Origin of the sequence: Microaerobacter geothermalis, from assembly GCF_021608135.1 — a bacterium.
Classification (GTDB): Bacteria; Bacillota; Bacilli; order DSM-22679; family DSM-22679; genus Microaerobacter; species Microaerobacter geothermalis.
In genome coordinates, this window is record NZ_JAKIHL010000029.1 from 1 (window position 1) to 23859 (window position 23859).

Annotated in this window: 19 protein-coding genes; 1 reads left to right on the plus strand and 18 read right to left on the minus strand. The window is 42.5% G+C overall.

Annotation, left to right across the window (positions count from 1 at the left end; all coding sequences use genetic code 11):
- Positions 1-260 precede the first annotated feature (260 nt).
- From L1765_RS10865 to L1765_RS10890, 6 genes are all read right to left on the minus strand, one after another.
- Complete coding sequence (locus L1765_RS10865; RefSeq protein WP_236407211.1) at positions 261-1316, minus strand: CamS family sex pheromone protein; 1056 nt, start codon at positions 1314-1316, stop codon at positions 261-263.
- A 102-nt stretch (positions 1317-1418) separates the two neighbouring features.
- On the minus strand, positions 1419-1991 hold the full coding sequence (locus L1765_RS10870; protein WP_236407212.1) for a class I SAM-dependent methyltransferase: 573 nt from the start codon (positions 1989-1991) through the stop codon (positions 1419-1421).
- Between the two features lie 410 nt (positions 1992-2401).
- Entirely contained in the window at positions 2402-3124 is a 723-nt protein-coding gene (gene narI / locus L1765_RS10875) for a respiratory nitrate reductase subunit gamma (protein WP_236407214.1), read from the minus strand.
- Positions 3121-3660 carry a nitrate reductase molybdenum cofactor assembly chaperone gene (gene narJ / locus L1765_RS10880; RefSeq protein WP_236407215.1) on the minus strand — a complete coding sequence of 180 codons (540 nt, stop codon included), beginning with the start codon at positions 3658-3660 and terminating at the stop codon, positions 3121-3123. Before narJ ends, narI begins: the two co-directional genes overlap by 4 nt.
- The gene (gene narH / locus L1765_RS10885; protein WP_236407218.1) at positions 3650-5143 is read right to left on the minus strand and encodes a nitrate reductase subunit beta; all 1494 of its coding nucleotides are present in this window, start codon (positions 5141-5143) and stop codon (positions 3650-3652) included. The genes narJ and narH overlap by 11 nt, the downstream gene beginning before the upstream one ends.
- Positions 5133-8819: a nitrate reductase subunit alpha gene (locus L1765_RS10890; RefSeq protein ID WP_236407220.1), complete on the minus strand. Its 3687-nt coding sequence runs from the start codon at positions 8817-8819 to the stop codon at positions 5133-5135. Before L1765_RS10890 ends, narH begins: the two co-directional genes overlap by 11 nt.
- Before the next feature lie 166 nt (positions 8820-8985).
- On the opposite strand from L1765_RS10890, the gene L1765_RS10895 reads away from it, so the two are divergent.
- On the plus strand, positions 8986-9207 hold the full coding sequence (locus tag L1765_RS10895; RefSeq protein ID WP_236407223.1) for a hypothetical protein: 222 nt from the start codon (positions 8986-8988) through the stop codon (positions 9205-9207).
- 217 nt (positions 9208-9424) lie between these two features.
- Here L1765_RS10895 and L1765_RS10900 read toward each other — a convergent pair whose 3' ends face one another.
- The 12 genes from L1765_RS10900 to L1765_RS10955 all read right to left on the minus strand — a co-directional run bounded on the left by L1765_RS10900 (position 9425) and on the right by L1765_RS10955 (position 23797).
- Positions 9425-10570, minus strand: coding sequence for a Ger(x)C family spore germination protein (locus tag L1765_RS10900; protein WP_236407225.1), 1146 nt, complete (start codon positions 10568-10570; stop codon positions 9425-9427).
- A gap of 4 nt (positions 10571-10574) precedes the next feature.
- Positions 10575-11654 carry a GerAB/ArcD/ProY family transporter gene (locus tag L1765_RS10905; protein ID WP_236407227.1) on the minus strand — a complete coding sequence of 360 codons (1080 nt, stop codon included), beginning with the start codon at positions 11652-11654 and terminating at the stop codon, positions 10575-10577.
- A 6-nt stretch (positions 11655-11660) separates the two neighbouring features.
- Positions 11661-13265 (minus strand): spore germination protein, encoded by a 1605-nt coding sequence (locus L1765_RS10910; protein ID WP_236407229.1) that lies wholly within the window; start codon positions 13263-13265, stop codon positions 11661-11663.
- Positions 13266-13304: 39 nt separating this feature from the next.
- The gene (gene ligA, locus L1765_RS10915; protein WP_236407230.1) at positions 13305-15344 is read right to left on the minus strand and encodes an NAD-dependent DNA ligase LigA; all 2040 of its coding nucleotides are present in this window, start codon (positions 15342-15344) and stop codon (positions 13305-13307) included.
- A complete protein-coding gene (pcrA, locus tag L1765_RS10920) occupies positions 15344-17581 on the minus strand; it encodes a DNA helicase PcrA (RefSeq protein WP_407942254.1) in 2238 nt (745 codons plus the stop codon). Before pcrA ends, ligA begins: the two co-directional genes overlap by 1 nt.
- A 12-nt stretch (positions 17582-17593) precedes the next feature.
- The gene (gene pcrB / locus L1765_RS10925; protein WP_236407235.1) at positions 17594-18292 is read right to left on the minus strand and encodes a heptaprenylglyceryl phosphate synthase; all 699 of its coding nucleotides are present in this window, start codon (positions 18290-18292) and stop codon (positions 17594-17596) included.
- A 95-nt stretch (positions 18293-18387) separates the two neighbouring features.
- On the minus strand, positions 18388-18690 hold the full coding sequence (locus tag L1765_RS10930) for a YerC/YecD family TrpR-related protein (protein WP_236407238.1): 303 nt from the start codon (positions 18688-18690) through the stop codon (positions 18388-18390).
- A 42-nt stretch (positions 18691-18732) separates the two neighbouring features.
- The gene (locus L1765_RS10935; protein WP_236407241.1) at positions 18733-19827 is read right to left on the minus strand and encodes a DUF3048 domain-containing protein; all 1095 of its coding nucleotides are present in this window, start codon (positions 19825-19827) and stop codon (positions 18733-18735) included.
- 213 nt (positions 19828-20040) lie between these two features.
- Positions 20041-20748: an ABC transporter ATP-binding protein gene (locus L1765_RS10940; protein ID WP_236407243.1), complete on the minus strand. Its 708-nt coding sequence runs from the start codon at positions 20746-20748 to the stop codon at positions 20041-20043.
- A gap of 18 nt (positions 20749-20766) precedes the next feature.
- On the minus strand, positions 20767-21537 hold the full coding sequence (locus L1765_RS10945) for an ABC transporter ATP-binding protein (protein ID WP_236407245.1): 771 nt from the start codon (positions 21535-21537) through the stop codon (positions 20767-20769).
- A 1-nt stretch (position 21538) separates the two neighbouring features.
- Positions 21539-22822: a branched-chain amino acid ABC transporter permease gene (locus L1765_RS10950; RefSeq protein WP_236407247.1), complete on the minus strand. Its 1284-nt coding sequence runs from the start codon at positions 22820-22822 to the stop codon at positions 21539-21541.
- 9 nt (positions 22823-22831) lie between these two features.
- Positions 22832-23797, minus strand: a complete 966-nt coding sequence (locus L1765_RS10955; RefSeq protein ID WP_236407249.1) for a branched-chain amino acid ABC transporter permease — start codon at positions 23795-23797, stop codon at positions 22832-22834.
- Positions 23798-23859: the final 62 nt, after the last annotated feature.

The following is a 23859-nucleotide window of genomic DNA, read 5'->3' on the forward strand; positions in this document are numbered from 1 at the left end:
GGATTTTCTTTTCTTCTCTGTCTTGATCCTTTCCCCCCCAATGATCAAATCGTATTCCTGACCCAACTGGGACTCGACAAGCTTTAGTGCTTCCTTAAAGGCTTTTCGGTTTTCCTCTTTACTGAAAGCGGTAAACGGTTCGTTTTTAAAATCTATGACCATGGATATCGCCTCCTTATTTTTTTCCAATACCATTCCTATTCTTTCTCAGGATACCATTTTTCATAAACAAAACTTAAGTCATAGGGAGTTATGGTTCTCTAATCCCTATACACATGGAAAAAGGGTTCTCCATTATTGGGTCTTACGTAAATCGCCTGGGGTCTGCTAATGGAATTTACGTATACATTAATATAAGTGTTGTCAGGAAAATATTTTGGCAGGATGGAGGCAATAAATTGGGTCATTTGAATAATTTCTGTCTTGGAATCAAATTCTGTTGTCACGGTAACGGTTAATTCCACCAGTTCCCCTTCTACAAACCGTCCCATTCCAATAATCCCGGCAAAGTTTTGGTAAAAACCCTGAACCTCATTTTTGAAGTCCGTAAAATCCCGCTGGGTTTTCAAAAAAATACCCTCAAGGGTTTTATTGCTGGGATAAAGGACATATTTCTCATTCATTTCTTTCCACTTTGAAATAGTTTCTTCATTTCCATTTACCGTTCCCACGGATATAAATCGACCTGGAATGAGGGATGGTTTCGGCTCCATTTGGAATAACGCCACAATGATTGGTACAGACGTGACCTTTTGTCTTAATCTTTGCACCACTAAATTGGCAATCCCCTTTGTCTTTGACAGCATTTCTTCAGGCAGGTATTCCTTTGTTTCCCCTTGAGGGGTTTCATATTGGGATGAAAATGATAAGGCAATGACGATCCCTTCCACCTTAGTCCCGTCTTTGGAAAGGTAATTATGTTCCAAAATATGGTATAAAAATGGGGTTCCTTCTGAAGGATTAAGTCCGTTTAAATTTTCTGGTGTTTTTCTTGCCAACCAGCTTTCCAGTTCCCCTTTTGTGAGAAACTGTCCCTCACGAAACACATATTGATTGATTGGAAAGGTCTGCTGGGCAATTTCCAATAATCCTAATTCCAATCTGGAAGCATCCAAACGACTGTTTAAACGGGTGAGGGTCCCTCTGCTTTGGTTCGGTTGGTATGGCAATACTCCCGGATAATATTTTTCTGTTACTTCGATATTTGGAGAAATATTCGGCTTAATCACATTAGGTTCTGCTTCTTTTTCTTGAAATAATGAACATCCGGACAGTAAAAAAATCATTGCGACGACAGGAAATAGATATTTTTTCAAAACAAAAAACCCCTTCCCTCATTAGTAACATCAAAAAATAGTCTATCAGAGGAACGGGGAGAATACAAAAACGAAAACATGGTTTTCATAAATCTTTTCAACTTATTTAAAGGAACGGGCGACGATCCCGTAATTCATTGGGTTGGGATAAAACACCTGCTCAACCTGGTAGCCTGATTGTTTCAATACGTTTTTTACTTCGGACTGCCCTATGCGATGGGATAAAGGCGGTCCCTGATCCATCTCTTCATCCTTCCACTCAAGAATTAATAACTTGCCTAGAGGCTTTAAGACCCTTTTAATTTCCACCAATGTTTGATTGAGATCATCCACCTCATGCAAAATGAAAGAAGCTAATGCCTTATCTGCTATTGAATCGCCAAGACGAATGGACTCAACAGGACTTTCTAAATATTCAATATGACGAGCCTCCATCTTATCTGCCTTTACTTTTATCGCAGCCAACATTTTCGGTTCTACATCCAAAGCAACGATTTTATTCTTTACTACATTCGCTGCGGGGATTGTAAAATATCCTGTTCCAGCTCCTAAATCAATAAAAACATCCTCCTCGCTTAAATCCAATTTATGTAGTATTGCCTCTGGCGGTAGATATTTTTTTCGCTCAGGATTATCTAATTTATGGATATGTTCCGGATTAAACCGTTTATCCATCGGTCTGTCACTCCTTTGTAATTTGATTTCTTTCCCAATACTTTTGTATACCCATCATCGTATCGTTTCTAAACAATACAAAATCAATTTCAGAAACATGCATGACCCGAAGGGTCACAAATTGATATGAAAATGTTATTTTCATATCAAAAAGATGGAGAAACGATATGAAAGAAAAGAGGGTTATCATGACCCAAACTATTCCTGTGTAGAGTGCAAATACAACGGATCATAACCATCGGTGTACAGCTGAACAAATCGAAGTACGATCCAATGGTGACTTAAACGTACATGGTTCAGCCGGAACCTGCAGCAGTACATTTACTCTAGAATAAGGCATCTTAAAGAAGGCTGCATCATATCGGTGCAGCCTCTTCTACCGCTGGAATCAATATCTTAATCTTAGAGAGTTACTCCTGACGCCGTACAGATTGGGCCTGCAAAGCCTTTTTCGGATTTAGGCTGCGGTAAACGACATAGCTTCTCCTTAAATAAGTAAGGGGCAAACTCCACACATGGACAAGGCGTGTAAAAGGCCAAATCCCAAAAAGGGCAAAAGCAGCCAGAATATGCAGTTGAAAAATCAGTGGAGCGCCTGCCATTAATTCAGGTTGAGGAGAAAAGACGAACAGACTGCGAAACCATGGTCCAATGGTTTCCCGATAATCAAATTCTCCTCCCAAAGCTGTATACCCCATCGTGGTTCCTAAACCTAATCCCATTACAATCACCAGAGAGACAACAGTCACAATATCGCTTGTACTGCTGTTTACATATATTCTTCCAACAGCAAGCCTCCGGCCCAGAAGCAGCAAGATTCCAATCATGGTTACAATACCGACGAAGCCGCCAACCCAAACCGCTCCTATATGATACATTTCTTCAGAAACGCCAATAACTGAATACACCCATTTTGGCACCAAAATTCCGGCTACATGGCCGAAGAAAACAAAGATGATCCCCCAGTGAAAAAGCAGGCTTCCCCATTTTAATCCTCTCTTTTCCAAAATTTCACTCGATTTTGCCGTCCAACCATATTGATCGGTATTAAAGCGGTAGAAATGTCCAACAAAAAATATCGTAAACATCAAATATGGAAAAATCACCCAGAGAAATTGGTTCCACAGATTCATGATGCACCTCCTGCTACGTCCTTTTGAACGGAATGACCCGTTGACAGTAAACAAGCCTGCAATACCCTGGCGTAAGGGCTGTTCATCATTTCAAGTTCCGAATGAAGCTTTTCAAGAATGGAACACTGTGACTCAAGAATTTCTTTGGCTAAACTTTGGGGAACAACGGATGCAAATTCCAGCAAAAGCGGCAAGTAATCCGGCAATTCTTCCGACGTTATCTGATAGCCAGCCTGTTCAAACCTTGCCTTTAAATCCACCAATGCTTGCCCCCGTTCACGTTGATCCCCATACTGTAAGTATGTCAAATAAAGAGTGGTTTTTTCATTAAAATCGAAGGTATTCACATATTCCGAGCATAGATCGGCTAAATCGGTCCGATCAATATATGCCATAAAATCTGAGAACAGCTTGCGAATTTCCTCATCCCCTAATGCGAAAATCTCATCGCGAAGTTCCCTCGATGAAATCCACTCCCCATCGGGATATTGCAGCAGAATAGAACTTAGTTTAAAAATTAACCGACTATCTGTCATCTGAATCCCCCCATCCTAAGACATTACAGCCGGAACAGGACTCCATAAAGTCCAACCCTGCTATTCCGCGGCCCAAGTGCATATTGCCTACCTGTTCCCGATGGGCAGAAGGAATCACATAACGATCGGAATATTTGGCAATAGCCAATAACCGATACATCTCCTTAACCATATGTTCATCCAGTTGAAGTTCCGCAAGCATCCCGATATCCGGATCTTTTCCGATATTAACAGCGCGCATATAGGATCTCATGGCCACCATCTTTTTTAAGACTGTCCGAATCACTTCCGTATCACCGGCCGTTAATAAATTAGCCAAATATTGAATGGGTATTCTTAAATGATCAATGGCAGGGAAAATCACTTGGGGATCCAGATGGTCCCCTTGCCCTTGAAAAGCATTCATGATCGGGCTTAAAGGGGGAACATACCAAACCATCGGCAATGTCCGGTATTCCGGGTGTAAAGGCAAGGCAATCCCAAATGTAACTGCCAATTTGTAAACCGGTGAGCGCTGGGCCGCATTGATCCAGTCTTCCGGTATGCCATCCCGGCGGGCTTGTTCAACAACCTTGGGATCATTGGGATCGAGAAAAATACTCAAGTGTGATTGAACCAACTCTTTTTCATTGGAAACAGAAGCTGCTTCTTCAACTCGGTCAACATCATACAGAACAATGCCGATATAGCGGATACGCCCGACGCATGTTTCAGAACAAATGGTGGACAGACCGGCCTCTATTCTTGGAAAACAAAACGTACACTTCTCTGCCTTTTGCGTTTTCCAATTAAAATAAACCTTTTTATAAGGACATCCTGTCATACAAAACCGCCATCCACGGCAGGCTTCCTGATCCACCAACACAATCCCGTCTTCATCCCGTTTGTAAATGGCGCCGGACGGACATGAGGAAACGCATGGCGGATTGATGCAATGTTCACAGATTCGGGGAAGATACATCATAAATGTCTGTTCAAATTCCAGGCGAACGGATTCTTCGAGCCCTTTCATATTGGGGTCCCGTTGGCCGGTGACATGCACCCCTGCCAGATCGTCTTCCCAGTTGGGTCCCCATTTTAATTCCATATATTCTCCGGTAAGCTGGGATTTTGGTCTGGCCACGGGCTGGTGTTTTTTCTCGGGACTATTGATCAACGTTTCATAGTCATAGGTCCAAGGCTCGTAAAATTCATCAATGGGGGTCAAGTAAGGGTTGTAAAAAATTTGCGCCAATTTGGTGGCTCTTCCCCCTGCTTTCAGTTCCAGTTTTCCCTTTTTTATTTCCCATCCCCCTTTATGGGTCTCCTGGTTCTCCCATTCCTTCGGATATCCAATCCCGGGCTTCGTCTCTACATTATTCCACCACATATACTCAGTACCGGGACGATTGGTCCATGTATTTTTGCAGGTCACACTGCAGGTATGGCATCCGATACACTTGTCCAGACTCATCACCATTCCAAATTGGGCCTTAATTCTCAAGCCAGGACACCTCCTTCAGCCTTCGAATGACAACCTTCATGTCCCGCTGATTTCCTGTAGGACCGTAATAATTAAATCCATAACTTAATTGGGCATACCCGCCAATCATATGGGTGGGTTTTACATAAATTTTTGTCGGGCTGTTAAAGGTTCCCCCGCGTTCCTTTGTAATTGGTGATCCTGGGACATTAATAATCCGGTCCTGAACATGATACATAAAGGCTGTTCCCCGGGGAATCCGATGGCTGACCACGGCACGTGCAACCACGACACCGTTGCGGTTATACATTTCAAGCCAGTCGTTATCAGCAATTCCCACTTCTTCCGCATCCTTATTATTCATCCATACATGGGGTCCGCCGCGGAATAAAGTTAACATGGGTAGTGTATCCCCATAGGTACTGTGATAAGACCATTTAAAATGAGGAGTTAAATACCGCAAGGTAATCTCTTTACTGTTCACATCGGGCCTTCTATCCGCCGGATAAAACGTCTTTATAGGCAGGGTGGGTTTATATAGAGGAAGTTCTTCACCGAACTCCTGAATCACCTCATGATCTAGGTAAAAATGTTGGCGCCCTGTTAGCGTCCGCCAAGGAATCATCTTTTCCACATTAGTGGTAAAGGGTGAATAACGCCGGTTCCCTGTCTCTGTCCCGCTAAAAACGGGAGAAGTCATTACTTTTTTTGGTTGGGCTGTAATTTCAGAAAAAGAAAGCTGTTCTTCCTTCCTTTCTTCGGCTAAATCCCTTAATCTTAGACTGGTTTTTTTCTCAAGGGCTTCCCATGCTTTTACCGCCATCGCCCCATTGGTAGTGCTGGACAAGGTTAGGATCGCCTCTGCCACATCCCGGTCACTAAAAAGGCTTGGACATTCCTTGTATTCTCCTTCGTAACTGACGGTTCCCAATATTCTTTGCAGCCGCTCATACTCTTCCTTTCCGTTCCAGGTAATTCCCTTTGATCCAATGGATTCTTTCACAAGAGGGCCTAACGCAATCATCTTCTCATAAACTTTCTTGTAATCCCGGTCCACAATATGCAAACGGGGTAAATTGACGCCAGGAATCGGTTGAATGTCCCCGGTTTTCCAATCAGGAACTTGACCTAAGGGTTGAGCAATCTCATCAGGAGAATCATGCAGCAAAGGAGTAGCCACCAGATCCTGTTGGGTTTCCGGAAAATAATTTACAGCTAATTCAGAAAAGGTTTTTGCCAATTTTTTAAAGGTATCCCAATCTGATTTGGCTTCCCAGGGCGGAGTGATCGCCGGATTAAAGGGATGAATAAAGGGATGCATGTCGGTACTGCTGAGATCATACTTCTCATACCAGGTGGCTGCAGGAAGTACGATATCTGAATAAACAGAAGTTCCTGACATGCGGAAATCAATATTTACCAATAAATCCAATTTCCCCTCGGAGCCTTTCTCATTCCACTTTACTTCCCTTGTTTTTATTTGTTGATTTTCTTCACTTAAATCGCCGTGATGGGTTCCCAATAAATGTTTCAGGAAATATTCGTGACCTTTGGCTGAACTTCCAATTAGATTGGCGCGCCAGACGAACAAGACCTTTGGAAAATTATTTGGGTTGTCCGGATCTTCTACAGCAAATTGAAGTTTTCCCTGCTTTAGCCGGTTGGTGATATTGGTAATGATTTCTTCTGTCGTTCCCGCACCGGTTTGTTTCACCTTATCAATCAATTTGATGGAATTTTGGTCAAACTGCGGGTAAAACGGAAGCCAACCCAAACGGGCAGCCAATGCATTATAATCTGCATAATGTTCATAACGGGGTTTATCCTTTAACGGAGAAATCAGCTCACGGACAGGAATTTCTTCATATCTCCATTGACTGGAAGCAAAATACATAAAGGAGGTGCCATTTTGTAGTCGCGGAGGGCCTCCCCAGTCCCGGGCAAAGGCAATGGTTTGCCATCCCTCCAGGGGTCGGAGCTTTTCCTGCCCAACATAATGAGCCCATCCGCCGCCATTTACTCCTTGGGACCCGGTTAAGAGAACAAGATTAAGAATAGAGCGGTAAATCAAATCAGAATGGTACCAATGATTAATTCCAGCCCCCATCACAATCATGGAACGACCCTTTGTATCGATGGCATTCTGGGCAAATTCGCGGGCAATTTGTGCTGCCAAATTTCGGTCTACGCCTGTGATGGCTTCCTGCCAGGCTGGGGTGTAAGGTTTCGGGTCATCATAATTTACTGGGTAATCACCGGCCAGACCCCTGCCGATCCCCACATTGGCCAGCATCAGATCAAAGACCGTTGCCACGTATAAGGGTTCACCATTTCGGTCTATTTTTTTGGCGGGGACGGAGCGATACAATACTTCTTTTTTCGTATCGTCAAAATATGGCAAAGCCAAAGAGATCACTTCATCATGGTTGCCAAGGAGAGTTAAAGCCGGATCGATGGGAAGATTCCCGACTTCATCAATTAAATGAAGATTCCAATTGCCTTTTTCTTCCCAGCGGTGCCCAATGCTTCCGTTTGGAACCGTAAATTGATTCGAATGTTGATCCAACACCACTGCTTTCCATTCCGCCTTATTTAGCGGAAATCCCAGATCGCTTGCTCTCAGAAAACGTTCTGCCGTAAAATGATCTCCTCTTTTTTTCAAGGTAACCAAAAAAGGAAGATCGGTGTATGTTTTTGCATAATGATTAAAGTACTCTGTTTCCTTATCTACATAAAATTCTTTTAAAATGACGTGTGTCATCGCCATAGCCAAAGCCGCATCCTTACCCGGATGAACAGCAAGCCAATGGTCTGCGAATTTCACATACTCCGCATAGTCGGGGCTGACCGCAACCACTTTTGTTCCACGGTAACGGGCTTCCACCATGAAGTGGGAGTCCGGAGTCCTTGTTTGTGGGAGATTGGAACCCCAAATCATCATGTAACTGGAATTATACCAATCACCACTTTCTGGAACATCGGTTTGATCTCCCCATATTTGCGGTGAAGCGGGAGGAAGATCAGCATACCAATCATAAAAACTGATAAGAGCACCGCCAAGCAGCGTCAAAAAACGGGAGCCTCCCGCATAGCTGACCATGGACATGGCCGGTATTGGCGAAAAACCGAAAATCCGGTCAGGTCCAACCTGTTGGATGGTATAAATAAGAGAGGCGGATATCAGTTGATTTATCTCATCCCATGATGCACGCACAAACCCTCCCTTCCCCCGTGCAGATTTATATTGTGCCGTTTTTTCCGGATCTTCCAAAATGCTCTTCCAGGCAGCTACCGGGTCATTCGTTTTCTCTAGCGCTTCACGCCACAAACGAAGCAATACTCCACGTACATATGGATAACGGACACGCAACGGGCTGTAAATATACCACGAAAAAGAAGCCCCCCTTGGACAGCCGCGCGGTTCATACTCCGGCATGTCAGGTCCCGTGGTGGGATAATCGGTTTGCTGGGTTTCCCAGGTTACAATCCCGTCTTTCACATATACTTTCCAACTGCAAGAGCCGGTACAGTTGACGCCATGAGTAGATCGAACAATTTTGTCATGCTGCCAGCGCCGTCTATATACTTTCTCCCATTCCCGGTCAAAGGGCGACATCTCACTCCATCCTTCTGAATATTTGGTTCTAGGCTTCAAGAACTTTAGTTTTTTTAACAGGGGTGAAGTCTTCTTGTTCATAACCCATCTCCTTTCATAACCATATCTGTCACGCTTCCTTTTTTTACTGTACAAATTCTTATGTGATTAATATGTTTTGAATTGGGATAAAATATACAAAATTCCTTTTTTAGGAGTTTAAATATATTAATTGAAAATATTTTCATTATGTAAAGGTGAGATCCCCATGCCAGAATGGCTGCAAAGGTTGTTTCAACTTGTTCAAACGCTGTCTTCCACTTACCTGTTTCTGTTATTTGCCGGAATCGCAGTATATTGTTTTGTTGTCCTCGTTCCCCATTACAAGGATAAAAAGTACAGCAGAGAATTAAAAATTACTCATTTTGGCGGATGGATGACCCTTATTTTATCCTTCATCACATTGCTGATACTGTTGTTCAAATCATAATATATGAACGGAACTAAAGAATTCACTAAGGACAGCCTTCGAGTTCGTACTTAAGCAGAGAGGCTAAAGAACGGGAATTAGCCCTCAAACTGACTCCACCTTTGAAATACCCAGATGTTTTTGAGGGCTCCGTTCTTTAGACTTGAAGCGGTCATGAATCTCTTCTTGGACGAACTCGACTAGCGGACGTGTGAATCTTTAGTTCCGCATCTATAGATCAAGTCGTTGCACCCACCCTGCGTATCAAAACCTTTACATCCACTTCCACCGGAACAGTTGGAAAGAGATCGATCCATCTTTTTTCTACCTTTTTCCAAACCTTCGGCTCTCTCTTTGAAAGTGTTTCGGCAAATTCGAATATATCCGTTTTATATTCTGTTTGAACTTTTTTGATCGTTCTCGTAATTCCTTGTTTTAAATGGTCTCTTAAAAGAGCCTCCATTTTTTCAATAGATTTCGCGTCCAAAGTTTCCAGGTTTTTGCAGGTATTCTCCATCAACACCCCTTCCGTTTCCACTTTAATGCGAAAAGAGATATTCTCGCTGTTTACCATCGGTTTTATTATGCTTTTGGCTATATCCACTTCATATGCAATATGTCCCTCATCCCCTTCGGGGCACTCCACTACAATTTCCCCGCCGCGAATTTCACCCACCACCCAATGGTGAAAGGCTACTTCCGCTTCCCCCATCCATCCAATCCATTTCCCCTTTTTCATAATGGCTCCGCCGGCCAGTTTTGCTTCACGGTGTGCCGCCCTTACCCTGGGGATTAACATATTGGATTTGGCATGGAACATATGAGAAAGCATACCTAAGTCTATATCGGGAAACCGGGCGCTGAAACGCGCTTCTTCCGACAAGCGGGATATGTAAATGGCTGATACGGGTTCGAGCATCGGCTTTATCTGCAAAACATTCCTTCCTCTCCCTTCCGCAATCATGACCTTTGTCTTGAGACGGATTTCAGAATGTCGCAGGAGAGGTATTAGCGCTTCTTCAATCCCCTCCCTTGCTAAATCTTCACCGATAACAATTACCTTCAGGTGTTCATAATATGGTATACGGTAAATTCGTGTCTGGAATTGTTTCAGTGCTTCGCGTACCGACTCGCTGGTGGTTGTCACATTCCAAATGGGTTCTTTTGAGGCCTGGGTAGCCACCCCCCCCACCAGGGTGCTGGGTTCAATCACCTGAATGGTCACACTGTATTTTCTTTCCCCTTCTTCCTGCTCATCAGGCACCGTATCAATGGCCATCCCTAGAACCAATATGCGATCCTCAACTTCTATCCGGTCCCAGCACCCCTGAAGAATAAACAACAGCAGGACAGGCAGCCATATAATCCATTTGAATAGAAACATATAATTACCCCCTCTTCTTACGGATCCATGCGATTCCCCAGAGAAGCAGAGGCACCCCGAGGGCCAGAATCGACCCATAGTAGCTGAATATTTCCATAAAATCGGAAATCTCTGCGACATTATTGGGAATCAGGGAAGAAATATAAATGACAGGAAGGGCAAGGATCACGTAAATGCGATGATCGTTCATCCCGGTTAGCTTGTTCATCGCCAAACTTCCGGTAAAAAATAGAACATTAATCGTGGTAAAAGCAAGGGGGATCCAGACAGACATCAGTACCGATTCAAAACGCTCAATAAAAGCGCCGGGAACCATGATATACTGAACCATAGACAAGGTCGGATACATCAATTGTTGCAAGTCCTCCGCACCAAACGTGGCGATCGCAAAGACCACGATCACCAGATAAAGGACCATGGAGACTGCTACCCCAGTACTGGCCATTTTCCCGGCATCCCGGGGCTGTTCCATATAAGGAATCATAAATAAAATCACTTCAAACCCTAGATAGGAAAAAAACGTGTTGGGAACACCTTCTATAATCGGCAACCATCCTTCCCCAAGAAATGGAAGAAGATTATCCCACTTCGCATCCCGAAAAAGAAAAACAAACACAAACAGTAGAAAAAACAAAGCTAATGGCATAATAAATTCGTTTAACCGGGCGATAATATTGATCCCATGTAAAACTGGATAAGCGCAGGTAAGAAGCATGGCGATAATCAAGACTTCAATTGGTGTTTTTGGTAATAGAAACAGCTTTACCACTTCAACAAATTGACGAGCAACTACTCCGGCAAACACAAAGAAATAAAGCACGTAACCAAGGATTAATATCGAACCGATCCATTTTCCCAACAACAAATTCACAAATTCAACCATAGATTTTCCCGGGAAGCGAGTGGTTAACAAAGAAATGAGGAGAACGGCAAGGATAGAAATCATCCCACCTATGATCACCGCTATCCACCCATCGGTTTTGGCGGTTTCGGTAACGGTTCGTGGCAGATTTAAAATACCCACCCCGACAATCACCCCCAACACGATCAAGGCCAACTGGCTTCCCGATATTCGATCTTCCATTTCCTATCACCATCCCGCCCTGCGATATATTTTTAACCTTTTTCGGTTTCTTGCCTGAAGCATTTCCGGACGGTTTTTCATAAAAATTATAGGCACCCTTACCAGTAAATCCTTCCAATCTCCCGGTCGGTAGGGTACGAACGGGGAAAAGTAATCCGTTCCAAAGCTTTTCAAAGTAATCAGGTGAGTTAGAATAACCAATAATACCAGAATTACGCCATAAATCCCCATGATCACCGCGGAAATCATCATTAAAAATCTCAACATTCTCAAGGATATTGCGACATTAAAAGAAGGAATAAGGAATGAAGCAATGGCCGTAATTGCCACCACCACCACCATGATCCGGCTTGCAATGCCGGCTTGTACCGCTGCTTCCCCTATGATTAGCCCTCCGACAATTCCTACCGTTTGTCCGACCACTCGCGGCAATCGTACGCCGGCCTCCCTGAGCAACTCGATGGTTAGCTCCATAAGAAAGGCTTCCATCACAGAGGGAAATGGCACTCCCGATCTGGAAGCGGTGATCGAAATTAATAACTTCGTGGGAATCATGCCAGGATGAAAGGAAACCAGGGCGATGTACAGGGACGGCAATGTTAAAGCCATGACGGCGGCAAATAAGCGAATCACACGGATAAGGGAACCGATCATCCAGCGATCGTAATAGTCATCAGCGGATTGGAACAGCTGGGGAAATGTTACAGGTGCCAGCAAAACCTGGGGGGTGCCGTCAACCATTATAGCCACTCTTCCTTCCATAATTGCGGATACCACTCTATCCGGCCGTTCAGTATATTGAAGCTGCGGGAATGGAGATAACCAACTATCTTGAATAAATTCTTCTATATACCCGCTGTCCAAAATCTCATCCGTTTCAATCGTCCCCAACCGACGTTCCACTTCTTTAAGAAGTTCGTCGTCACAAATATCCTGTACATAGGCGATCGCTACATCCGTTTTAGATCGGGTACCGATGGGTGTTATTTTAATCTTTAGCCGAGGATCCTTTATTCTTCTTCTTACCATCGCAATATTCGTTTGCAGAGTTTCCACAAAGCCATCCCGGGGACCGCGAAGATTGGATTCGGACAAAGGTTCCTCAATGGATCTACTGTTCCACTCCCTTGTACCGATGATCAGCGCCTGCTGGTTTCCCTCCACCAATAGAGCCGTATCTCCACTCATTATATGGTGAATCAGCTTTTCCATATCGCCAATGATTTTCATGCCGGAAACGGAAAGGATATGTTCCTTAATCTCTTGAACACGCCTGAAATACTTCATGTGAACAGGATTTTCTACAGAAACTAGAGGCTTAAGAACAAAGTGATGAACGATATCCTTGTCTACCAATCCATCTATGTAGGCAATCAGAGCTTTCGTCTCATTGTCAGCCATCACAAATTCATGAAATACAAGGTCACCACACTCAGAAAAAATAGTTTGCAGTTGTTTAAAATTTTTTTCAAGGGAATGGGAAAAATGGTCACCAGTTTTATGTTTTTTGGAAATTTTCCTTTTTTCTTTGGAATTTTCCCTTCTTCTGTTAAACATACCTTCACCTCTTTTTTCATAATATGCTATGATAAACTGACTCTTATTCGCCATAAAAAATCCCTCCTTCATGATTGAAGGAGGGAACTTACTTTAAAGAAGGGATAAAAATTCTTCTTCATTCAATATTTTTAATTCAGGATTTTGTTTGGAATCGATGATATCTCGGGCTTTTTTTAGTTTGGAACCGGCCTTGTCTCCGGCAATCAGAATATCTGTATTTTTGCTGACGCTACCTGTCACTTTCGCACCTAAGGATTCCAACTTCTTTTTAGCATCTTCTCTGTCCATGTGTTGAAGGGTTCCTGTTAAAACCACCGTTTTCCCTGAAAAGTAATGATTCCCATCGATTTTCTCCTCTGCAGCATCATATTCAGGCTTAACCCCTGCATCCAGGAGCCGCTGAATCAATCTCTGATTCTTCTCATTTGAGAAATAGGAGAGTATGCTGTTCGCCACGATTTCTCCAACATCAGGAAGGGAAAGTAGCTCTTCTTTACTGGATTTCATCAAAGCATCCAGGCTCTTAAAGTGATCCGCCAACATTTTTGTCGTGGTGATACCTGTGTTGGGAATCCCCAACGCAAACAGAAAGGAGGATAAATCTCTTTTTTTGCTTTTTTCTAGAGCATCCAACAAATTTTGCGCCTTTTTAGGGCCAAATCGCTCCAGTTTCACCAGATCATCAAATTGCAACTGATATAAAGCAGCAACATCATTCACACCTAATTCACGAAATAGTTGTTCCGCCGTTTTTTTACTGAACGTCTCAATATCCATGGCGTTTCGGCTAGAGAAATGGGTGAGTCTCCCAATGACCTGGGGTTCACAGGTCCCATCATTCGGACAAAACAAATGGGCTCCTTTTTCTATCAACTCCGTTCCGCAAGAGGGACAATGGGTCGGGACTGAAATTTCCCTTCCCTTTTGTTCATCCTCAACCTTGCCAAGAATCTCAGGAATAACATCATTGCTGCGCCGAATATATACGTCAGCACCAATGGCATGGGTAAGTTTTTTTCTTTCGATATCACCTAAATTGTTAAGGGTGCAACGCTGGACCGTTACTCCTCCAATATCAACAGGTTCAACCAATGCCACTGGAGTCAGTTTTCCGGTCCGCCCCACTTCCCAGGTGACGTCCAATAAAGTAGTGGTAATCTCTTCTGCTGCAAATTTATAGGCAATCGCCCATCGAGGAAATTTTTCTGTATATCCTAAAATTCCCCTGGTTTTTAGATCATTTACCTTAATAACCATTCCATCAATTAAGTAATCTAGCCCGTTCCTTTGTTCGGAAAATGAAGCGATTTCTTCTATTACTTCCTCAATGGAATGCAGGACTTTGAAGAAAGGGTTCACTTTAAAGTGATTTTCCTTTAAAAATTGGATCACCTCCTGATGGGTTGAAAAGGAAATCCCTTCGTAATAGCCAATATTGTAGAAAAAAGCATCCAGCCTTCTGGAAGCAGTTACTTTTGGATCCAAATTTCTCAAAGCTCCTGCCGCAGCATTTCTGGCATTTTTTAGAGGCTCTTCTGCTTCCTGATTATATTTTTCCAAGGCAGACAAGGGCATAAAACCTTCTCCCTGTACTTCCATCTTTCCCTGAAAGGGAATTTGAAGGGGAACCGTTTTAATGGTTTTTACTTGCGGCAGAATTCCTTCTCCAATCAACCCGTTCCCTCTGGTTGCCGCTTGTACCAATCTGCCAGACTCATAGGTTAAATTAAGGGTTAGCCCATCAAATTTTTGCTCCAAGGTATAGCTTAAGGGCGGGAGCATTTCCTCCGGATGGGTACGAAGGTAATCATGGATCAGTCTTTTTATTCTGGTCTCCCACTGTTTCAAATCCTCATAGGATTGGGCCTTATCCAAACTCCACAGCCGGGAAAGATGTTTATGGGGAATAAACCCCTCCAGTATTTGTCCGCCAACCCGTCGGGTTGGAGAGTAAGGAAGAATATATCCCGTTTCTTCCTCTAAACGGACAAGTTCGTCATATATCTTGTCATATTCAGCATCGCTGACCAAAGGATTGTCCAAGGTGTAGTAATGGTAATTATATTGATCAATCAGTTGAATGAGTTGATGAATTCTTTCCTTTGCCGACTCCATATCTGATTTACCCATCAGCATCCCCCTTTCATATCATCAATCTTGGAAATAGGAGCAAAGGCCACCAACAATCGCCTCAACCCTGTGGGTTGAGGAAAAGCAATATTCAGCTCCATATCATTTCCTTCACCTTTTACGCTGACCACCGTTCCTATTCCCCATTTGCTATGATGGACTTTCTCTCCAGGATACCATTCACCCATTTCCTTTTTCGGGAACGAATTTACCCTTGAAGCAACAGAAACGCCCTGATTAAATCCCATGGTTTTTCCTGATCCCGTGCCGTTATCTGGAGAAAATGTATGAATTAACTCTGCAGGAATTTCAGAAATAAAACGGGATGGGGGATTCATATTGGTACGACCGTAAAGGGTTCTGATTTTCGCCCGGGTGATATGAAGTTTCTTCTTGGCCCTTGTGATCGCCACATAAGCCAACCTCCGTTCTTCTTCCATTTCCCTTTCTTCAAATAGAGCACGGCTATGGGGAAATAACCCTTCCTCCATGCCAATCAGGAATACCACAGGAAATTCCAATCCTTTTGCACTATGGATGGTCATCAATAACACTTTATTATCATTTTCCTGCCCCTTCTCTTCGGCTCCATCAATATCAGATACCAAAGCAAGTTCCGATAGGAAAGAGACCAGGGATTTGTCTTCATTTTTTTCTTCAAAGTCTTTGGTTACCGATAAAAATTCCTCAATATTTTCCAATCTGGATGCCGCTTCAAGGGTTCCCTCTTTTTTTAGTAACTCCCGGTATTCTGTTCGTTTTAATACTTCTTCTGTCAATTCGGAGACTGACAGATATTCTGACATCTGCGAAAGATTGGAAATGAACTGGACAAAGGTGGTTAAAATATTTTGGAATCGGGGAGATAAACCAATTCGTTCCACCTCATTTTTTATCGCCTGAAAGATGGAAATTCCCCGGGACGCAGCATAGGAAGCCGTTTTTTCCATAGTCGCGCTGCCAATCCCCCTTTTCGGAACGTGAATTATTCTCATGAAGCTAATATCATCATTGGGGTTTGCCACTACACGCAAATAAGCGAGTACATCCTTGATCTCCTTTCTTTCATAGAATTTGGTTCCACCCACCATCATATAAGGAATATTTGATTTTACAAAAATTTCTTCAACCACTCGGGACTGGGCATTGGTTCGATACAATACTGCAAAATCCTTATATGAATATCCTTCCTTGATCCCTTTTAAAATTTCATCAACAATATAATAGGCCTCTCCATGCTCTGAATCGGATTCCAAAAGATATAATTTCTCCCCTTCTTCATTTTCCGTCCACAGATTTTTTGGTTTACGTTCTATGTTGTGTTTTACCACTTCATTGGCTGCCTGCAAAATTCTTTTGGTTGAGCGATAATTTTGCTCCAGGGGAATTACTTTGGCATCTTCATAATCTTTTTCAAATGAAAGAATATTAGATATATCTGCCCCGCGAAAAGCATAGATCGATTGGTCGGTATCCCCAACCACACAAACATTGCGATGAAAATCGGAAAGCATCCGGACCAACATATATTGAGCCCGATTCGTATCCTGGTATTCATCCACATGGATATATTGAAATTTACGCTGGTAAAAGTCTAATACCTCGTGAACTCCAGTAAATAAATCTACCGTTTTCATGATCAAATCATCAAAATCTAGGCTGCTACTCATCTTTAATCGTTTTTGGTATTCCGTATATACTTTGGCAACCGTTTGTTGATAAAAATCTTTCGCTTTATTTGAAAATCTTTCCGGGGTGACCAACTCATTTTTTGCCTGGCTGATGGAAGATCTCACAGCCCGTGGTTCCACCCGTTTTTGATCAATATTCAAATCTTTCATCACCTGTTTTATCAGCGATAGCTGGTCTCCGACATCAAGGATAGAAAAATTACGATCATACCCAATTCGGTCTATATCACGGCGAAGGATTCTGACACACATGGAATGAAAGGTAGAAATCCAGATATCTTCTGCTGTTTTCCCCACCAATTGGACAATTCGATCTTTCATCTCTTTTGCTGCTTTATTGGTAAAGGTTATGGCCAAGATGTTCCAAGGAAGGATGTGTTTTTCATATATTAAATAAGCAATGCGATGGGTCAGTACCTTTGTTTTTCCACTGCCCGCCCCTGCCATGATTAACACGGGCCCTTCTGTTGTCATCACTCCCTTTTTTTGCTGATCATTTAAGCCTTTTAGAAGGGGAATCTCTTTTTCCCGCTTTGCAATCGTCACCATTATTACCTCCTATTCAGTATGTACCTTCACAGCCTTCACCGTTTTCAGAGCAGTTTCAAAAGATTCGTATACCGCATTTCCCACCACCACCGTATCCGCCCAATTAGCCATTTCTTTTGCCTGTTCAGGTGAAAAAATTCCCCCTCCGTAGAATAGTTGAGTATTCTTCAACACGTTTTTTACTTTTTTTACAAGTAATGGATCTCCCCATTTTCCGCTGTATTCCAAATAAAAAATCGGGAGGTGAAGCATATGTTCTGCCATTCTAGCATAGGACAAAACATCCCCATCCTGCAAATTTCCTTCTGTTTTTGTTAAACGGGCTACGGAAGATTCAGGATTTAAGACAACATATCCCTCAACAGCCACTTGATTCCAATCTATAAAAGGCCAAAATCGTTTTAATCCTTCCCGATGGGGCTTTAATATCCATTCAGGATCCGTTGCATTTAATACAATCGGAATGAAATAGAGGTCAAATCCTGCACAAATGGCTTCCATGGATGATACTTCCAGGGCGCAGGGAATCGGATATCTCCTCACCCGTGACAATAATTCCACGGTATTGTCATAATCAATCCCTTGCGTTCCGCCAACTAGAATGGCATCTGTGCCAGACTCGCATATCTTCTGTAAACGGATATCTGAAATCTCCTTATCCGGATCTAATTTAAATACATGCCTCCAGCCCTTTATTTCCTCTAGCATAACGGGATCCCCCTTTCTCAAAAAATGCTTCTATATGGACGGAACTGCTAAAAAAGATGTGTACCCAAGGAGGTACACACCCTTTTATTTTTGTATTATTCGTTTGCATCCGCATTTGTCCGTTCCAGTGCCATTCTGTATCCATCATTCCCATAGTTTAAACATCTTTTTACCCGTGAAATGGTAGCTGTACTCGCTCCCGTTTCCATTTCAATCTGGTTGTAGGTATACCCCTTGATCAGCATCCGGGCAACTTCCAAACGCTGGGCCATAGACTGAAGCTCGTTGACAGTACACAGATCATCAAAAAATTGATAGCATTCTTCTACAGTTTTTAAGGAAAGAATTGATTGAAATAACTGCTCAATTTCCCTGCCCTTGATCTTTTGTATTTGCAATTTGATCCCTCCATCCTCACTACAGATGTGATGGATTACCTGTTACTCAAAAGTAACACTTGTTTTAATCCCAGGTACATCTGGAATAATGTTAACCCAAGTATTACCCGGATACAAGCCTAATTCTTTGCCATCTTTATAGGCTCGAATGATTCCCCTCACATTTTTCCAGTCAACTTCCTGAACTTTCCCCCTTTGGAAGAGATATCCTTTACCTCCTTTAAACAAATCGATCGCTCTTCTCCCTTCATTATCTAGTACTCGATGAAAGGCCTCTACAACTAATATATTGGTCACTTCGATCTGCGTATTTGTCGAAAGATCTATATGGGCTTCTTGTTCAGTAAAACGCTTATATTTCTTGGTTTCAGGGTTATATTCATATCCCAGTTCATAAAGAGAACCGTATACCACCTTAATCTTTTCTGCCTTATCTCCCGATGCTTCTTGATCTTCGTCTATAAATGGAAATGTTGGAATGGACGTATTTTCCCTAAACCCTTTATCCTTTGATGCTTGCCTTATCTTCTCCATGCTTGAGTAAAGATTGTGAGGCGGTTTTCTATTTTTTGAACGCCAGAAATAAGCGCCGGCATTGTATATTTCATCCAAATGGGCATATCCTTTACTACTTAACAAATCAAGGGCTGAAGGACTGCCTCCGGAATGAACCATGATCGCATCATACCCCACTCCCAAATCTATGTAATAGGGTCTAATGCTTCGGATCGGACCGATCACTTCCGGAGATTGACTTTGGTACATGGCAGCAAAACGTGTGATTTGCCCCTCTGCCAAAACTTCATATACAATATCTGCTTGGCTTAATCCAAATTGGGGCCTTGCTTTAGGGTGGTTGTTAATCATCACCATGACCACTCGATCTTTTAGTTCAACTTCACTTCCTATTCCTGTTAAAGGAGCGGTAAATGGAAGGATTGGCTTTTCTTCAACCGGATTCTCCTCTGTTTTTTCTTCTGTTTGCTGACTGTTATCCGTTTGCTGCTCTTTTTCTCCCGGGTTGACCACTACGGTTTCTGTTTCTTTTGAGGGGGCATTTGTTTCCTTATTACCACATGCTGATAGAACAAAGATTGCAAGTATTAGAAATAAAAAAAGTACAGGCACTTTTTTCATGATATCGCCTACCTTATCTCAATTTCTTGTTGCCTTCTACTTTTTCGATAGCAATACGACAATCTCCTGCCAGATGGAAGAGATTTTTTTTCCAAATAAATGAAACGAAAAAGACCCGCTCCCAGTCAAGAAAGCGAGTTTTTCAAACAATATATATACGATACCTATATAATCGGATAGTTCCGGATCCATAGAAGTGGACACTATAAGGGTTTAAGCTAAATAGGCTTCCTTTACCTGTTCATTCTTTAATAAGTTAGCGGCACTATCCTTTAAAATAATTTCACCGGTTTGGATGACGTAACCCCGATGGGCAATGTGCAGAGCCTGATTTGCATTTTGTTCCACAAGCAGAATCGTCATTCCTTCTTTATTTAATTCTTGTATGATATGAAAGATTTGTTCAACTAGAACAGGTGCCAAACCCATTGATGGTTCATCAAGCAAGAGGATTTTAGGCCTGGACATCAATCCCCTAGCAATGGCCAGCATCTGCTGTTCACCGCCGCTCATCGTTCCACCCTTCTGATGGATCCTCTCTTTAAGTCTTGGAAAGTAATGAAATGCCCTTTCCATTCCTTCCTTAATCACTTTTTTGTCCTGAATAGAAAATGCTCCCATCTCCAAATTTTCTTCTACGGTCAACTTGGGGAAAATACGTCTCCCCTCAGGAACATGAGCAATACCTTTCTGAGCGGTGATATGGGCAGGATGTTTCGTTATATCCTCGCCATTAAAAATAACTTTCCCTTCCCTAGGCTTAAGCTGCCCTGAGATGGTCTTTAATGTTGTTGTTTTCCCTGCACCATTCGATCCAATCAGCGTTACAATTTCGCCCTCATTTACTTCGATGGAAATGTTTTTTAGTGCATAAATTGCACCATAATAAGCTTGTATGTTTTCCAATTGCAATAGAGCCATATTGTTCACCTGCCTTATTTATGATACTTCGCTTTTTCCGAGATAAGCTTCTATTACCCTTGGATTGGATCGAATTTCTTCAGGTGTTCCCTCCGCGATTTTCTGACCATAATCCAATACATGGATATATTCGCTTAGTCCCATCACAAGTTTCATATCATGTTCAATCAAAACAATGCTTAGTTCTAGTTCTTCCTTCAACCGACGAATAAATTGGGTCATCTCTGCTGTTTCCCTAGGATTCATCCCCGCAGCCGGCTCATCCAATAACAACATTTTAGGATTGGATGCAAGGGCTCTTGCTATTTCTAATTTTCGCTGATGTCCGTAAGGAAGACTGTTCGCTTCCGTATTGGCAATATCACTGATCCCAACGTATTTTAAGAGCCTATAGGCTTCCACCTTGGCCTTTCGTTCTTCTTCCCTGTTTCTCTTCGAATGAACCAATATCCCTGGCAAGCCGGACTTCAACCGACTGTCCATTCCCACCATGACATTTTCGATGGCCGTCATTTCCTTAAATAGACGAATATTTTGAAAGGTACGGGAGATTCCCCTGTTGGCGATCTGATCAGGTCTCAAACCTTTTATGCTTTTCCCCTCAAGAAGAATATCTCCACGATCGGGAACATAAAATCCGGTGATCATGTTAAAAAACGTGGTTTTGCCTGCTCCATTGGGTCCAATGACTGCCGTAATGGTCCCTTTATCTATTGAAACACTGACATCAGAAATCGCTGTTAATCCGCCAAATGTCTTTGAGATATTTTTTACCTCCAAAAGCGCCATCTTATTTGCCCCCTTTCTTATTTTGCAATTTCATCAAAATCCCGGTTGTTGGGGCATCCATTTCCAACTTCTTTAACTCTTCTATGTCTATTTTTTTTCGCTTTGCTGGAATCAATCCATTTGGCCGATATAAGGCCATGATGACAAGAAGAATACCGAATACAAAACGCTGAAATTTTGAAGGATCTAATTGGCTTGGCAGGTTAATGATCCCGGCAAGACGCAAATCATTAAGGAAAAAGGAAAACTCCTTCAACAATTGTACCTGTAATATGGTAACGATTGCTGCTCCAAGGATCACCCCTGGTACACTTCCGCTTCCACCCAATACCACCATAACAAGAATCCCGATGGATTCCATTAATGTAAAACTGGTTGGATCGATATAGGTTTGCTTAGCGGCAAATATGACGCCCACAATGCCAGCAAATGACGCTCCAGTGGCAAATGCCAGTAGTTTGGTTTTAACCAATGGGATTCCCATGGCTTGAGCGGCCAATTCGTCTTCCCTGATGGCTACCCAAGCACGGCCAAGCCTTGAGTCCTCGAGACGGCGATTGATCAAAATAATTAATGCGATGCTGAATAAAACAACAAAGTAATAATGAAACGGCGTATTAATCACAATGCCAAACAGATTTGGCTGAGCAATAGGTGTAAGGCCCTGAGGGCCGTTGGTTATATTTACAGGCTTGTCCAGGTTGTTAAATATGATCCGGACGATTTCTCCAAAGCCCAATGTTACGATCGCCAGATAGTCCCCTTTTACCTTTAATACAGGTAAACCCAATAGTATTCCAAAAACAGCAGCTACCAATAACCCGACAACCAAAAATGGCCAAAACCATCCTCCTTCAAGCGGAAATTGATAAAAATCCAGAAAATTATTTGCCTGGGCTGTAGCAAAAATGCCGTAAGAGTACGCTCCTGCTGCAAAAAAAGCAACATATCCCAAATCCAACAGCCCAGCAAAACCTACCACGATGTTTAATCCAAGGGCCATCGCCACGTAAATTCCTACTTGCGTACTAACTTCCATGTAGTAACGATTATCTCCCGCAATAAAAGGAAGTAAGATAAAAAGTACAAATATTCCAATTCCTATTCGTACTTTACTGGACAACTGATTTGCTGAATAGATCACCAGAATGGATGTTAGCATCATCAAAAAGGCTAATATCGATTCCTGTGATAGTTTAAGCCAGAGGGAAGCAATGAACAAATATAAACCAACAAAAGTGTACTGTACCGATGCCTTTAAAAATTGCGCTTTAATTTTATCCATAACGATCACCTACACTTTTTCTTTTACTGCTTCGCCAAACAGGCCTTCTGGCTTAAACAGTAGAACAATAATCAAAATAGTAAACGCAAAAACATCCTTGTATTCTGCTCCAAAGGCATTGCCGGTCAGAGGACCCATGTAAGCGGTCCCCAAAGACTCAATTAAGCCTAGCAATACGCCTCCCCACATCGCTCCCTTCAAATTTCCAATACCGCCTAAAACAGCGGCAGTGAAGGCTTTTAACCCCAAAATAAAGCCGATATACGGATCAACGGTCCCATATTGCTGGGCGTACAAAACCCCAGTGGCACCACCCAAGGAAGAACCAATGAAAAAGGTTAAAGCGATTACCTTATTCACATTGATTGACATCAAAGACGCTGTTTGCTGATCCTGAGCAACCGCACGCATGGCAATTCCCCATTTCGTTCTTGAAACAAAAAGATGCAAGCTAACCATCATAACGATAGCAGAGATAATAATCAATAACGTTTTAGTAGGAATAAATATTGAACTGGACAAAGGGATGATCCCTTTAAACAATTGAGGTCCGCTTAGATAGAACGCATTTCTCACAAGCCCTTCTGTAAATCTCACTAAATCTTGCAAAAAAAACGAAACCCCGATCGCTGAAATCAAAGCAATCAATCTTGGAGAATTCCTTAAGGGTCGGTAGGCAATTCTTTCAATGGTAACCCCCATACCTCCGGTAATTAAGGAAGCCACCAAGATTGCTAAAAGAAAAGCAACAAATGGATTTAAGCCTTCCAGTATACCGAAAGATTGCATAATCAAAAGAACTTCCGTCCCCAGAAATGCCCCCACCATAAATATTTCACCATGAGCAAAGTTTATCAATTCCAATATTCCGTAAACCATGGTATATCCGAGAGCAACAACGGCATACAAGAAGCCTAATGTTAAACCGTCTATGAGCACTTGCGGCAACATTGTCAATAAGACATTTTGGTCCATAACTTTCCCTCTTTCAAAGCATTAGTTAGTAGTTTATATACATGTGCGGTAAAAAAGGGACG